At 52.8% G+C, this 14,972-nt stretch carries 8 protein-coding genes and 2 pseudogenes; 6 read left to right on the top strand and 4 right to left on the bottom strand.

The genetic code is table 11. The annotated features are described in order from the left end of the window. Positions 1-338 precede the first annotated feature (338 nt). Positions 339-3,014 (top strand): phosphotransferase RcsD, encoded by a 2,676-nt coding sequence (rcsD, locus tag ACSZO4_RS20645; protein WP_437890953.1) that lies wholly within the window; start codon positions 339-341, stop codon positions 3,012-3,014. A gap of 17 nt (positions 3,015-3,031) precedes the next feature. Continuing rightward, positions 3,032-3,682, top strand: coding sequence for a response regulator transcription factor RcsB (rcsB, locus tag ACSZO4_RS20640; RefSeq protein ID WP_437430751.1), 651 nt, complete (start codon positions 3,032-3,034; stop codon positions 3,680-3,682). A 34-nt stretch (positions 3,683-3,716) separates the two neighbouring features. On the opposite strand, the gene rcsC is transcribed toward rcsB, so the two are convergent. Both rcsC and gyrA read right to left on the bottom strand, forming a co-directional pair. Then, on the bottom strand, positions 3,717-6,563 hold the full coding sequence (gene rcsC / locus ACSZO4_RS20635; RefSeq protein WP_437890952.1) for a two-component system sensor histidine kinase RcsC: 2,847 nt from the start codon (positions 6,561-6,563) through the stop codon (positions 3,717-3,719). Positions 6,564-6,677: 114 nt separating this feature from the next. Further along, positions 6,678-9,314, bottom strand: coding sequence for a DNA topoisomerase (ATP-hydrolyzing) subunit A (gyrA, locus tag ACSZO4_RS20630; RefSeq protein WP_437890951.1), 2,637 nt, complete (start codon positions 9,312-9,314; stop codon positions 6,678-6,680). A gap of 282 nt (positions 9,315-9,596) precedes the next feature. Here gyrA and ubiG point away from each other — a divergent pair, with 282 nt between their 5' ends. The 4 genes from ubiG (at position 9,597) to yfaE (ending at position 14,446) form a co-directional block, all read left to right on the top strand. Continuing rightward, complete coding sequence (ubiG, locus tag ACSZO4_RS20625) at positions 9,597-10,325, top strand: bifunctional 2-polyprenyl-6-hydroxyphenol methylase/3-demethylubiquinol 3-O-methyltransferase UbiG (protein ID WP_437890950.1); 729 nt, start codon at positions 9,597-9,599, stop codon at positions 10,323-10,325. A 346-nt stretch (positions 10,326-10,671) separates the two neighbouring features. Further along, on the top strand, positions 10,672-12,957 hold the full coding sequence (gene nrdA, locus ACSZO4_RS20620) for a class 1a ribonucleoside-diphosphate reductase subunit alpha (protein WP_437890949.1): 2,286 nt from the start codon (positions 10,672-10,674) through the stop codon (positions 12,955-12,957). 104 nt (positions 12,958-13,061) lie between these two features. After that, positions 13,062-14,192, top strand: coding sequence for a class Ia ribonucleoside-diphosphate reductase subunit beta (nrdB, locus tag ACSZO4_RS20615; RefSeq protein WP_437890948.1), 1,131 nt, complete (start codon positions 13,062-13,064; stop codon positions 14,190-14,192). Beyond that, positions 14,192-14,446 carry a class I ribonucleotide reductase maintenance protein YfaE gene (gene yfaE / locus ACSZO4_RS20610; RefSeq protein WP_437890947.1) on the top strand — a complete coding sequence of 85 codons (255 nt, stop codon included), beginning with the start codon at positions 14,192-14,194 and terminating at the stop codon, positions 14,444-14,446. The genes nrdB and yfaE overlap by 1 nt, the downstream gene beginning before the upstream one ends. A 31-nt stretch (positions 14,447-14,477) precedes the next feature. Here the strand turns inward: yfaE and ACSZO4_RS20605 are convergent. Further along, a pseudogene (locus ACSZO4_RS20605) lies at positions 14,478-14,840 on the bottom strand (glycerophosphodiester phosphodiesterase family protein); the annotation flags it as partial. A gap of 12 nt (positions 14,841-14,852) precedes the next feature. After that, positions 14,853-14,972 (bottom strand): annotated as a pseudogene (locus tag ACSZO4_RS20600) (IS5/IS1182 family transposase); the annotation flags it as partial.

Below are 14,972 nucleotides of genomic sequence, written 5' to 3'. Positions count from 1 at the left end.
ATTCTTTGCCATTCATAGAATAATCGAGAGCAAATATTCACCAGAAAAAAGTGATCGTATACGTCTTACAGAGAGATAATACAGCTCAGCTAAGGTAAGGCTAATACAGCTAAGGACTCCACTGAACCCCACCGATTAAATCGCACCTTCCTTAGCTGAAAGAGGCTCTGGAAATTCATTCATTACCCGATATACTGCCTGCTGTACACTGCTCTGCAACATAACACCTACAAGAGCGCCACGACTGCTGGCGGGCTCTTTTGGCACGGCAGCAAATATTGTCTCAGCGCATCGCTGAGTGTCTTATGCAGTGTTGTCATTACGGGTTATACACACGAATGAGTCGATCGGACACCATGATCCCTGGCAAGTTTTCCCTGATTCCGGGCAACCTTACCCGTTTCTTTCTTCTATTGATCATCGTCCTGCTGGTGACGATGGGCGTGATGGTTCAGAGCGCGGTTAACACCTGGCTGAAGGATAAAAGCTATCAGGTTGTCGACATCACGCACGCTATGCATAAACGTATTGATACCTGGCGCTACGCGACATGGCAGATTTACGACAACATCGCAGCCGCAGCCTCGTCGTCTGGCGCCAGCGATGGTTTGCAGGAAACGCGCCTTAAGCAGGATGTCTACTACTTAGAGAAACCGCGCCGTAAAACGGAAGCCCTGATTTTTGGCTCCCACGACAGCGCGACACTGGAGATGACCCAGCGTATCTCGACCTATCTGGATACCCTCTGGGGCGCGGAAACCATTCCCTGGTCGATGTATTATCTTAATGGCCAGGATAACAGCATGATCCTGGTCTCCACCCTGCCGTTAAAGGATTTGTCATCGGGCTTTAAAGAGTCAGCGATTGGCAGCATCGTCGACTCTCGTCGGGCAGAGATGTTGCAGCAGGCGAATGCTCTGGACGAGCGGGAAAGTTTTTCCACGCTACGCAACCTTGCCTGGCAGAATGGCCATTACTTTACGCTGCGCACAACCTTTAACCAGCCGGGTCATCTGGCAACCGTGGTGGCCTTTGATCTTCCAATCAATGATTTGATCCCGCCCGGCATGACGCTGGACAGCTTCCGCCTTGAAAGCGATCCGACGCAAACCAACCTGCGCACCACCGACAAAGAAGGCACCGACAGCGTCACCATCAATTTCAACAGTTCAAAAATTGAGATAGCGTCATCCCTTAACACCACCGGGCTGCGCATGGTCTGGCAGGTTCCCTTCGGCACCCTTCTGCTCGACACGCTGCAAAACATTTTGCTGCCTCTGCTGCTGAACATTGGTCTGCTGGCTCTCGCGCTCTTCGGCTACACCACTTTCCGTCATCAGCCTGGCCGCAACAGCGATGGCCTTCCCCCGGCGGGCAACAGTAACGAGCTACGGGTGATGCGCGCATTCAATGAAGAAATTGTTTCGCTGTTGCCGCTCGGTCTTCTGGTTCATGACCAGGAGGCAAACCGCACGGTATTGAGCAATAAAATTGCCGACCACCTGCTGCCGCACCTTAATTTGCAAAACATCACCTCCATGGCTGACCAGCATCAGGGGGTTATTCAGGCCACCATCAATAATGAGCTGTACGAGATCCGTCAGTTCCGCAGTCAGGTCGCTTCACGCACTCAGATCTTCATCATCCGCGATCAGGACCGGGAAGTGCTGGTGAATAAAAAGCTCAAGCAAGCCCAGCGCCTGTATGAAAAGAATCAGCAGGGGCGCGCAGCCTTTATGCAAAACATTGGTGACGCCCTTAAACAGCCGGTCTTCGCCCTGGTTAATGAGGCGGTTGCCATTGGCGACAAAGACGCAAACCAGCTGGCAAGCCATGCAGAAGCCCTTGCGCGTCTGGTCGATGACATTCAACTGGCCAACATGCTGGAGAACGACAGCTGGAAGGGGCAAGCCACACAGTTTTCGATTCAGGATCTGATTGATGAGGTGGTGCCCCAGGTGCTGCCGGTGATCAAACGTAAGGGCCTGCAGTTACTGATCAACAACCAGTTGCCCGCCAATGAGGTCCGTCATGGGGATCGCGATGCGTTACTGCGGATCCTGATGCTGCTTATCCACTATGCGGTAACCACCACGCAAATTGGTAAAATCACTCTTGAAGTGAGCCGGGATGAGTCCGCCGAGGATCGCCTGACGTTCCGCATTCTCGACACCGGAACCGGCGTCAGCAACAGTGAAATAGATAATCTCCACTTTCCGTTTCTTAACACTACCCAGAGCGATCAATACGGTAAAGCCAACGCCCTCACCTTCTGGCTTTGCGATCAGCTGGCGAGAAAGCTGGGCGGTCATCTGAATATCAAAGCACGGGAAGAGCTGGGCACGCGCTATTCACTGCATGTCAAAATGGCCGCTCGTGTCCAGCAGGCGGAAGAAGCAGAAGAAAAATTGCTGGATGAGGTGGTCGCCATGATTGACATCACCTCCAGCGAAATTCGAAATATTGTGGTTCGACAACTGGAAAACTGGGGCGCATCCTGTATTTCCCCGGATGAACGACAATTAAGTCAAGAGTTTGACCTGTTTTTAACAGATAATCCGTCTAATCTTACATCCTCAGGCTTGCTTTTAAGCGATGATGAGGCGGGTCTGAGAAAAATTGGACCCGGCCAATTGCGGGTAAACTTTAATATGAGTAATGCAATGCAGGAAGCGGTATTGCAGCTTATTGAAGAACAACTGGCACAGGAAGAGGTACTGGAGTCACCGTTGGGGGGCAATGAAAACGCGGAACTCCACGCCAGCGGCTATTATGCGCTGTTTGTTGACACAGTACCGGATGATGTTAAGAGGTTGTATACTGAATCAGCGATTAGCGATTTCGCTGCGCTGGCGCAGACAGCGCACCGCCTTAAAGGGGTGTTTGCCATGCTTAATTTGATTCCTGGTAAGCAGTTGTGCGAAACGCTGGAGCATTTGATTCGCGAGAAGGATGTTCCAGGCATAGAAAATTACATCAGCGACATTGACGCTTACGTCAAGAGCTTGCTGTAGCAAGGTAGCCTAAATACATGAACAATATGAACGTAATTATTGCCGATGACCATCCGATTGTACTGTTCGGTATTCGCAAGTCACTCGAACAAATCGAATGGGTAAATGTCGTTGGCGAATTTGAAGATTCCACAGCACTGATCAACAATCTGCCGAAACTGGACGCTCACGTTTTAATCTCTGACCTGTCCATGCCGGGCGATAAATACGGCGATGGCATTACGCTGATTAAATACATCAAGCGCCATTTTCCGAACCTGTCGATCATTGTTCTGACAATGAACAACAACCCGGCCATTCTGAGCGCGGTACTGGATCTGGATATCGAAGGTATTGTGCTCAAACAGGGCGCGCCAACTGACCTGCCTAAAGCGCTGGCCGCCTTGCAAAAGGGCAAAAAATTCACCCCGGAAAGCGTTTCACGTCTGCTGGAAAAAATCAGTGCCGGCGGCTATGGCGATAAGCGCCTGTCTCCGAAAGAGAGTGAAGTTCTGCGCCTGTTCGCAGAAGGCTTCCTGGTAACAGAAATTGCTAAAAAGCTGAACCGCAGCATCAAAACCATCAGTAGCCAGAAGAAATCAGCCATGATGAAACTGGGTGTTGAGAATGATATTGCCCTGCTGAACTACCTCTCTTCCGTTACCCTTACTCAGACCGAGAAAGAGTAACCCGCAACACCCCGGCAACCGCCGGGGTGTGCTTTTAGCGTCTGCTGTTTCGGACCTGTTCACTGTAGGTCGCCAGCGTCACCTTAATCACATCCAGCGTCACCGGTTTCGACAGGCAACTGTCCATTCCGGACTCCAGACAGCGCTGTTTTTCTTCCGCCAGGGCGTTCGCCGTGACCCCAATAACGGGCAATGTCAGCCCCATTTCACGAATACGCTGGGTCAGGCGATAGCCATCCATATTCGGCATATTGACGTCGCTCAGCACAATATCAATCTTGTTTTTACTCATCACGGCCAACGCATCGAGGCCATCAGCCGCCGTTTTACATTGATAACCCAGCGATGCCAACTGATCGGCCAGCAGGCGACGGTTGATGGGGTGATCGTCCACCACCAGGATCATAAGATCATCATTCTGCGCTTCAACGCCATCCGCTGACGGCAGCGCGTGACTCACTTCCGGCGCGTTGCGATCGATACGGTAAATGTTGCCCAGCAGTGCAATCACATCATGCGGTGAAGCAACACTGAGCAGCCACTCACCCGCAGCCCGCTCCAGAGGCGCGCCAATGTGTCGGCGACAGAAGACGATTGCAGCCCGCCCGCTCCAGACGTCCGGCAGATTGTCGTCAGTGATAAGCGTGTCCTGGGCATCCAGTTCACGGCCATCCCAGGTTTTCGCCAGAATACCGTTCCAGGCCAGCAGGGTTTCGAGATAACTGGAGAGGAAAGCGTTGCGCACCGACAACCAGCAGCAGGTGTCAGACAGCGCGCCAGGATCGCTCAGCGCTGGCGCGACCGCGTTATACAGCGGAATACGGATGGTGAACTGACTCCCCATACCCGGCTCGGTGTCGACGGCGATGTCCCCGTCCATCATGTTGATTAGCTTTTCACAAATCGCCAGGCCCAGGCCGGTGCCCTGGAAGTTACGCTGCACCCCGGTCCCCACCTGGAAGAAGGGGTCAAAGAGACGCATCACCTCTTTACCGGGAATGCCCACCCCGGTATCACGCACGCGAATGCTGAGATAGTGGTCATCGCTGCGGACATGCAGAATAATACAGCCAATATCGGTAAACTTAATCGCATTACTGAGCAGGTTGGAAATCACCTGCTGCAAGCGCATCGGATCGCCATTCAGAGTGGCTGGCACATCCGGCTCAATAAAGCAGTACAGCCCCAGCTGTTTACGCACAACCAGCGGCGCATAGTTAGCGGTGATATGACTCATCACCTCTCGTGGGGAAAATTCACGCGGCTCGATTTTAAGCTGTTCGGACTCAATTTTCGAAAAGTCGAGAATATCGCTGATGATTTTCAGCAGCAGACTGGAGGAGTTGTTCATTGCCGTCACCAGCCTGTCGACCCCATTTGGCAAGGCTTTGGTCTGCAACAAATCGAGGTTACCAATAATGCCGTACAACGGGGTGCGCAGCTCATGGCTGACGGTCGCCAGGAACATCGATTTCGACTGACTGGCCTGCTCTGCCGCCTGCGCCATCTCCTGCAATGACTCTTCCATTTTGACGCGGGCGCTGACATCCACCAGCACGCAGATAGCCACGTTCTCATTGCGATAGCGCGAGTGGACGAAACTGATTTGCAGATTGGTGTTATTGCTGGTCAGCACGTCAACAAAGTTAACCTGTTGCCCACAGATAATTTGCGTCAGCCGCTGTCTGTCCTCATGGGTGAGCATATTCAGATAGTTATGCGCCAGCTCGTTACTCAGAATGTTGGTACCGTCCTGGGTTCGCAGGATACAGATCCCCACCGGCGCAGAGGCGACGATTTTACGGTTAAACTGCTCATGTTCTTCGAGTCGCTGAGCATCCATTTCTGCGGGAATAAAAATCCGCCGCTCGTACATCCGCGCGAGGGTAAAGAGCGCAATACCCACCAGCACATTCAGCAACACGGCATTGAGGATCAGCATCCGGATACGCTCAAGCACCATATCCACTGGCACCGAATAGACGATACTCAGCGAGGAAGGCGGCAGGCTTTTTTTGAGGATCAACTCACGAAAGCCAGAGGTATAACCAAACCAGCTGCGGGCCTGCATCCAGCGAGGATCAACCTCCGGGCGATTATCCTGACCGGCCAGAGAAATCAGCGCATGGCCATTTTCATCCAGGATAGTAACCCCCATCGGCAAGCTGCCTGGGGTATAGAAATTTTCCATCCGGATGGACTGCTCAGTACCGAGCAGCGCCTGTAAGCGATTGCCAAGGTAAACCGGCGTCAGCGCATAGAAATAGCCGACGCCAGGCCGTGGTCCCTGGCTCATCCAGTAAAGGTTATTGCCGCGCTCTTCCTGCGGAGCATTGCGGTATTTGATGATCCGCTCATGCAGATTTTTAAGCGTGTTATCACGCTCAACGGGCAGATCGCGCAGGCCAAAATCCGCCATGCACAGATTGTCGCTGCCAATCAGGAAAACGCGGTTAAGGTCATAAGCCGCTGAGAAATTATCGCGCCAGTAGCGCATAAACCAGGCCAGCGACTCAAGCGAACCACGCCAGGCGGTGCCCATTTTTGAGCAATCCGAGTCGGGGAAAAGCGGCTCAAAGTCCGGAATATCTGTTTTGGTGTCCAGACCGCGGGAGGCAAGAATGCCATTCTCTGCGGTGAGGCGGTTTTCTGCGATGTATTTCAGCTCTTTCATGACATCTGAAGTTCGCTGGATATAGCGCTGCGCCTGATCGGAACTTAAGTTAAATTCCTGACGAATTTCCGCTTCTTTATCACGCAATGCGTTGACGATATAAAATACCGAAAAAAGAGCAATCAGCAGCCAAAGCAATAGCGCCAGCGCCCTGAAGAGGTAACGAGAGACTTTCAGGGTACTACGAAAAGAGACGAGGTATTTCAACCTGGGGAAGCTCCGCCATGGGGGGATGAATAAATTGAAGTTAAAGTAACGTTAAAACGTCAGTGTCGCAATGGCAAAGAGAAAGGGCCGGAGAACCGGCCCTGATAACTCAGATTATTCGTCGGCTTCGTCGGCCACGTCGTCGTCGCTCTCCGCTTCCGGGGCAATATCATCATCCCCTTCTGCGGTGCTGCCATCGATGGAATCAAGCTCTTCATCATCCACCGGTTCTGCAACGCGCTGCAAACCAACCACGTTTTCATCTTCCGCAGTACGGATAAGGATCACGCCCTGGGTGTTACGCCCTACCACGCTGATTTCCGACACGCGCGTACGCACCAGCGTACCGGCATCGGTGATCATCATGATCTGGTCGGTATCAGTCACCTGCACCGCGCCCACCACGGAACCGTTACGCTCGGTCACCTTGATGGAGATAACGCCCTGGGTGCCACGCGATTTGGTCGGGTACTCGCCTTCAGCAGTACGTTTACCGTAACCGTTTTGCGTTACCGTCAGAATCGCACCTTCACCGCGAGGAATGATCAGTGAAACGACTTTATCCTCACCCGCCAGTTTGATACCGCGAACACCGGTCGCGGTACGACCCATGGCGCGTACCGCGTTTTCTTTAAAGCGCACCACTTTGCCTGCCGCAGAGAAGAGCATCACTTCGTCGCTGCCGGAGGTCAGATCCACGCCAATCAGTTCATCGCCTTCATTGAGATTAACGGCAATGATCCCGGCTGAACGCGGACGGCTGAACTCAGTCAGCGCCGTTTTCTTCACGGTACCGCTGGCGGTAGCCATAAAGACGCTAACGCCTTCTTCGTATTCGCGTACCGGCAGGATCGCGGTGATACGTTCGTTCGCTTCAAGCGGCAGCAGGTTGACGATTGGACGACCACGCGCCCCACGGCTGGCTTCCGGCAACTGATAGACCTTCATCCAGTACAGACGACCCCGGCTGGAGAAGCAGAGGATGGTGTCATGGGTGTTAGCCACCAGCAGGCGGTCGATAAAGTCTTCTTCTTTGATACGTGCAGCTGATTTGCCTTTACCACCACGACGTTGTGCTTCGTAGTCAGTCAGCGGCTGATATTTCACATAACCCTGGTGAGACAGCGTCACAACAACATCTTCCTGATTGATCAGGTCTTCGATGTTGATATCCGCGCTGTTGGCGGTGATTTCGGTACGACGCTCATCGCCAAACTGATCGCGGATCAGTTCAAGCTCTTCACGGATAACTTCCATCAGACGATCGGCACTGCCCAGGATATGCAGCAGTTCAGCAATTTGTTCCAGCAGCTCTTTATATTCATCGAGCAGTTTTTCATGCTCAAGACCGGTCAGTTTCTGCAAACGCAGATCAAGAATGGCCTGTGCCTGCTGTTCGGTCAGATAGTACTGGCCGTCACGCACGCCAAACTCTGGCTCCAGCCACTCCGGACGCGCAGCATCATCGCCGGCACGTTCCAGCATCGCTGACACGTTGCCCAGATCCCAGGAACGCGCCACCAGCCCGGCTTTCGCTTCAGCAGGCGTCGGCGCACGACGGATCAGTTCAATGATCGGGTCGATGTTGGCCAGCGCCACCGCCAGTGCTTCAAGGATATGTGCACGGTCGCGGGCTTTGCGCAGTTCGAAAATAGTACGACGCGTGACCACTTCACGACGGTGACGGACAAAGGCCGACAGAATGTCTTTCAGGTTCATGATTTTCGGCTGACCATGGTGTAGCGCCACCATGTTGATACCGAAAGAAACCTGCAACTGGGTCTGTGAATAGAGGTTGTTGAGCACCACTTCACCGACCGCATCACGTTTGATTTCAATCACGACGCGCATACCGTCTTTATCAGACTCGTCACGCAGCGCACTGATCCCTTCAACGCGTTTATCTTTTACCAGCTCGGCGATTTTCTCAATCAGGCGAGCTTTGTTCACCTGATAGGGGATTTCGTGCACGATAATGGTCTCGCGACCGGTTTTCGCATCCGCTTCCACTTCCGCACGGGCACGGATGTAAATCTTGCCGCGACCGGTACGGTAGGCTTCTTCAATACCACGGCGACCGTTGATGATCGCAGCGGTCGGGAAGTCCGGACCAGGGATGTATTCCATCAGTCCTTCAACGCTGATGTTTTCATCATCGATGTAAGCCAGGCAACCGTTGATCACTTCCGTCAGGTTATGCGGAGGAATATTCGTTGCCATCCCCACGGCAATACCGGACGAACCGTTCACCAACAGGTTCGGCACCTTCGTCGGCATAACATCAGGAATTTTTTCCGTGCCATCGTAGTTATCAACGAAGTCGACGGTCTCTTTTTCCAGATCGGCCATCAGCTCGTGGGCGATTTTCGACATACGGATTTCCGTATAACGCATCGCTGCGGCGGAGTCGCCATCTACCGAGCCAAAGTTGCCCTGGCCATCAACCAGCATGTAACGTAAGGAGAAAGGCTGCGCCATACGAACGATGGTGTCATATACGGCGGTATCACCATGAGGGTGATATTTACCGATGACGTCACCCACGACACGGGCAGATTTTTTGTAGGCTTTGTTCCAGTCATTGCCCAATACGTTCATGGCGTAAAGTACGCGACGGTGAACCGGTTTTAAGCCATCGCGGACATCTGGTAACGCACGGCCAACAATGACCGACATGGCGTAATCCAGATAGGAGCTTTTCAGCTCTTCCTCGATGTTAACCGGTGTAATTTCTCTCGCAAGGTCGCTCATCTAACCGCTATCCCTCTACTGTATCCCGGATTCAAAGGTCGCAAATTATAACACAACCGTAATGAATCAGGTAAATGGAAAGACCCTGAGCAACGCTTTATTCGCGCCTGCGGACTGTTATACCCGTCATACTTCAAGTTACCTGTGCGTTGGCTCCCTCGCTCACCCCAGTCACTTACTCCAGTAAGCTCCCGGGGATTCGCTGCGTTGCCGCCTTCATGTAACTCGAATTATTTTGGGTATATACTCATCCGTCTTGAAAAAATAGGAGTCATTGCGCCCATGAATGCCGAAAAATCATCGGTTGCTCAAAACGTTGACCACGCTGAAATCGCCAAATTTGAAGCCGTGGCATCACGGTGGTGGGATCTGGAAGGTGAATTTAAACCCCTGCATCGCATCAATCCGCTGCGCCTTGGCTATATTGCCGCCCGTGCCGGAGACCTGTTTGGCAAAACGGTGCTGGATGTAGGCTGCGGCGGCGGGATCCTCGCAGAAAGCATGGCGCGTGAAGGCGCCACCGTCACCGGCCTTGATATGGGCTTTGAACCGCTACAGGTTGCGCGCCTGCATGCGCTGGAATCGGGTATTGCGGTTGATTACGTACAAGAAACCGTTGAAGAGCACGCGGCCAGGCACCCGCAGGGTTACGATGTGGTGACCTGTATGGAGATGCTGGAACACGTCCCCGACCCGCAGTCCGTTGTCCGGGCCTGCGCCAGCCTGGTCAAACCCGGCGGCCATGTCTTTTTCTCGACCATTAACCGTAATGGCAAAGCCTGGTTAATGGCGGTGGTTGGCGCGGAATATGTGCTGAAAATGGTGCCCAAAGGCACCCACGATGTGAAAAAATTTATCAAACCCGCAGAGCTGGTCGGTTGGGTGGAGGGCGCCGGTTTACAGGAACGCCACATCATCGGGTTACATTACAATCCGCTGTTCAACAGTTTTAAACTGGCGCCGGGCGTTGATGTTAATTATATGTTACATACAACAGCAAAAAACGTCTGACGTCATTCACTATTCTTATAAAGATTGCGTGACATCAGGTTACGCAATCCTGCCTTCCCGATGAAGAAACCAGCGTTTGATCAAATTTTCATTTTTTTTTATCGAATCTTGACATCCCCGCCAGGCCTTATGAGACGAGGACTTAGCCTTTATCACCCTTTTGCAACCTGAATTTAACGTCAAAATCAACTCTTGTACTCAAAAGAATCCTTACTAGAATACTCACCATATAGCGTTTCTCTTATCTAAAACCCCCTATATATAGTATTTATCCACAGAGTTAGTCACAGCGCTGCGCTGTGGATAATCAGGGGGATATTTTTCTTCACGGACAGGTAAATTTCACATGAATCAGAGTCTACTGGTGACAAAGCGCGATGGCGCGACAGAACGCATCAATCTCGACAAAATTCATCGGGTGCTGGATTGGGCGGCAGAGGGACTGACTAACGTGTCTATCTCCCAGGTGGAATTGCGTTCCCATATTCAGTTTTACGACGGCATCAAAACCTCTGATATTCATGAGACGATTATCAAAGCCGCAGCGGATCTGATTTCCCGCGAAGCGCCTGATTACCAGTACCTTGCCGCGCGCCTGGCGATTTTCCACCTGCGTAAAAAAGCCTATGGTCAGTTCGAGCCGCCTGCGCTGTATGACCACGTGGTGAAAATGGTTGAGCTTGGCAAATACGACACGCATCTGCTGGAAGACTACACGGAAGAAGAGTTCAAGCAGATGGACGGGTTTATCGACCACTGGCGCGACATGAACTTCTCCTACGCGGCGGTAAAACAGCTCGAAGGTAAATACCTGGTGCAGAACCGCGTCACCGGCGAAATCTACGAGAGCGCGCAGTTCCTGTATATGCTGGTTGCCGCCTGCCTGTTCTCCGGTTACCCGCGCGACACTCGTCTGGATTACGTTAAACGTTTCTATGATGCGGTATCCCTGTTCAAAATCTCGCTGCCGACGCCAATTATGTCCGGCGTACGCACCCCAACCCGTCAGTTCAGCTCCTGCGTGCTGATTGAGTGCGGCGACAGCCTGGACTCCATTAACGCCACCTCCAGTGCGATTGTGAAGTACGTTTCCCAGCGTGCGGGTATCGGCATTAACGCCGGGCGCATCCGTGCCCTGGGTAGCCCGATCCGTGGCGGCGAAGCCTTCCACACCGGCTGCATTCCGTTCTACAAGCATTTCCAGACTGCGGTGAAATCCTGCTCCCAGGGCGGCGTTCGCGGCGGCGCGGCAACCCTTTTCTACCCGATGTGGCATCTGGAAGTGGAAAGCCTGCTGGTACTGAAAAACAACCGTGGCGTGGAAGGTAACCGCGTTCGTCATATGGACTACGGCGTACAGATCAACAAACTGATGTATACCCGTCTGCTGAAAGGTGAAGAGATCACCCTGTTCAGCCCGTCCGACGTGCCTGGCCTGTACGATGCGTTCTTTGCCGATCAGGACGAGTTCGAGCGTCTGTACACCAAATATGAAAAAGACGACAGCATCCGTAAACAGCGGATCAAAGCGGTGGAACTGTTCTCTCTGATGATGCAGGAGCGCGCCTCCACTGGTCGTATCTATATTCAGAACGTTGATCACTGCAACACCCACAGCCCGTTCGATCCGGTTGTTGCGCCTGTGCGCCAGTCAAACCTGTGCCTGGAAATCGCCCTGCCGACCAAACCGTTGAACGATGTGAATGACGAAAACGGCGAAATTGCGCTCTGTACGCTGTCCGCATTTAACCTCGGTGCGATTCAAAATCTGGACGAGCTGGAAGACCTGGCCGTGCTGGCCGTTCGTGCGCTGGACGCCCTGCTCGATTATCAGGATTATCCAATCCTCGCGGCTAAACGCGGCGCCATGGGCCGCCGCACGCTGGGTATCGGCGTTATCAACTTCGCTTACTGGCTGGCGAAAAACGGTAAGCGCTACTCCGATGGCAGCGCCAACAACCTGACTCACAACACCTTTGAAGCTATTCAGTACTACCTGCTGAAAGCCTCCAATGAGCTGGCGAAAGAGCAAGGAGCCTGCCCGTGGTTTAACGAAACCACCTATGCGCAGGGCATTCTGCCGATCGACACTTACAAGAAAGACCTGGATGCGATTACCAGCGAGCCACTGCATTATGACTGGGAAGCGTTGCGTGAATCGGTGAAAACCCATGGCCTGCGCAACTCCACGCTCTCTGCTCTGATGCCTTCTGAGACCTCTTCGCAGATCTCCAATGCCACTAACGGCATTGAGCCGCCACGCGGTCATGTCAGTATTAAAGCGTCGAAAGATGGCATCCTGCGTCAGGTGGTGCCGGACTATGAACTGCTGAAAAATAACTACGAGCTGCTGTGGGAAATGCCGAACAACGATGGCTACCTGCAACTGGTCGGGATCATGCAGAAGTTTATCGATCAGTCGATTTCAGCTAACACCAACTACGATCCGTCACGCTTCCCGTCCGGAAAAGTGCCGATGCAACAGTTGCTGAAAGACTTGCTCACCGCCTACAAATTCGGCGTGAAAACCCTGTACTATCAGAACACCCGCGATGGTGCTGAAGATGCGCAGGACGATCTGGCTCCGTCGATTCAGGACGATGGCTGCGAAAGCGGCGCATGTAAGATCTAATAATGCATACCCTCCCCTGACGACTGCTCAGCGCAGTTTTCTCCCTCGCCCCTTGGGGAGAGGGTCAGGGTGAGGGGAACAATCAATAACAGGATTCACATCGAATGGCTTATACCACTTTTTCACAGACGAAAAATAACCAGTTGCTCGAACCCATGTTCTTCGGTCAGTCAGTGAACGTGGCGCGCTACGATCAGCAAAAATATGACATCTTCGAAAAGCTGATTGAAAAGCAACTCTCCTTTTTCTGGCGTCCGGAAGAAGTGGATGTGTCGCGTGACCGCATCGACTACCAGGCGCTGCCGGAACATGAAAAACACATTTTTATCAGTAACCTGAAATATCAGACGTTACTGGACTCCATTCAGGGTCGTAGCCCGAACGTGGCGCTGCTGCCGCTGATCTCGATCCCCGAGCTGGAAACCTGGGTTGAAACCTGGGCGTTTTCTGAGACGATCCACTCCCGTTCATACACCCATATCATCCGCAATATCGTTAACGATCCGTCCATCGTCTTTGACGATATCGTCACCAACGAACAGATCCAGAAACGCGCGGAAGGCATTGCCCATTACTACGATTCGCTGATCGAGATGACCAGCTACTGGCATCTGCTCGGTGAAGGTACCCATAACGTTAACGGCAAAACCATCACCGTTAACCTGCGGGCGCTGAAAAAGCAGCTTTATCTGTGCCTGATGAGCGTTAACGCGTTGGAAGCCATCCGCTTCTACGTCAGCTTCGCCTGTTCGTTCGCTTTTGCCGAACGCGAGCTGATGGAAGGCAACGCCAAAATCATCCGTCTTATCGCCCGCGATGAAGCCCTGCACCTGACCGGCACCCAGCATATGCTGAGCCTGCTACGTTCCGGCGTCGATGACCCGGAAATGGCGGAAATTGCCGAAGAGTGTAAACAGGAGTGCTATGACCTGTTTGTGCTGGCCGCCGTGCAGGAGAAAGAGTGGGCTGACTATCTGTTCCGCGATGGTTCAATGATCGGTCTGAACAAAGATATTTTGTGCCAGTACATTGAGTACATCACCAACATCCGTATGCAGGCTGTCGGCCTGGATCTGCCGTTCCAGACCCGCTCGAACCCAATCCCGTGGATCAACGCCTGGCTGGTCTCCGATAACGTTCAGGTTGCGCCGCAGGAAGTGGAGGTGAGCTCTTATCTGGTGGGTCAGATTGACTCCGAAGTCGATACTGACGATCTGAGCAACTTCCAGCTCTGATGACCCGCGTAACTCTGCGTCTGACTGGCACACAACTGTTGTGCCAGGAAGAGCACCCTTCTCTGCTGGCAGCGCTGGAATCTCATCAGGTCAGAGTGGAGTACCAGTGCCGTGAAGGCTACTGCGGCTCCTGCCGCTGCCGTCTGGTTGCAGGCGAGGTGGACTGGGTGACTGAGCCACTGGCCTTTATCCAGCCCGATGAGATTTTGCCCTGCTGCTGCCGGGCAAAAGGGGATATCGAACTGGAAATGTAAAAATGGGCCGTTGATTAACGGCCCATTTTAGTTACTTCTCGCCAGCCAGGAACTGTACTGCTTTGTCCGGGAAGTCGGTAAAAACTCCGTCGACGTCTGCCTGCCGGTACAGTACCTCGAACAGCCCATTCACATCGGTAACGTAATTCGGCAGCTTATCAGACCTGACCGTCCAGGGATGCACCTGCAGATTGCTGGCTTTTGCCTCTTTAACCATCGCCGTTAGCCTTATCTTACCTGGCGCAGAATTCTTTGCGATCAGCATATGGTAATCCGGGCCGATACCGTCAGCATAACCGGCGATTTGCTTCATCGCGCCAGGCTGGAACATCCAGTCATAGCTGTAGTTTACCCATTTACCGTCAGGCTGCTTCTGCTGGGTCTCCTGCCAGTTAGGCAGTGTCCCTTAATTGCATAACCTCTTGTAAAACAATCGGATGCAACCCAGTTTGACCATTGAAAGATAATTCCTCGCCGTTTTGTCGTAACGTGTTGCAATGCGCCGGTATTCTTTCAGGCGACCAAA

This window comes from Phytobacter sp. V91, from assembly GCF_965644225.1.
Classification (GTDB): domain Bacteria; phylum Pseudomonadota; class Gammaproteobacteria; order Enterobacterales; family Enterobacteriaceae; genus CBFFRJ01.
The sequence above is the reverse complement of the archived record's forward strand: the minus strand, read 5'-3'. Positions and strand labels throughout refer to the sequence as shown.

What these genes read in the sequence shown, in the direction of transcription:
- rcsD (WP_437890953.1), top strand. Translation starts at nt 339, where the DNA reads ATGAGTCGATCGGACACCATGATCCCTGGCAAGTTTTCCCTGATTCCG.
- rcsB (WP_437430751.1), top strand. Translation starts at nt 3,032, where the DNA reads ATGAACAATATGAACGTAATTATTGCCGATGACCATCCGATTGTACTG.
- gyrA (WP_437890951.1), bottom strand. Translation starts at nt 9,314, where the DNA reads ATGAGCGACCTTGCGAGAGAAATTACACCGGTTAACATCGAGGAAGAG.
- ubiG (WP_437890950.1), top strand. Translation starts at nt 9,597, where the DNA reads ATGAATGCCGAAAAATCATCGGTTGCTCAAAACGTTGACCACGCTGAA.
- nrdA (WP_437890949.1), top strand. Translation starts at nt 10,672, where the DNA reads ATGAATCAGAGTCTACTGGTGACAAAGCGCGATGGCGCGACAGAACGC.
- nrdB (WP_437890948.1), top strand. Translation starts at nt 13,062, where the DNA reads ATGGCTTATACCACTTTTTCACAGACGAAAAATAACCAGTTGCTCGAA.
- yfaE (WP_437890947.1), top strand. Translation starts at nt 14,192, where the DNA reads ATGACCCGCGTAACTCTGCGTCTGACTGGCACACAACTGTTGTGCCAG.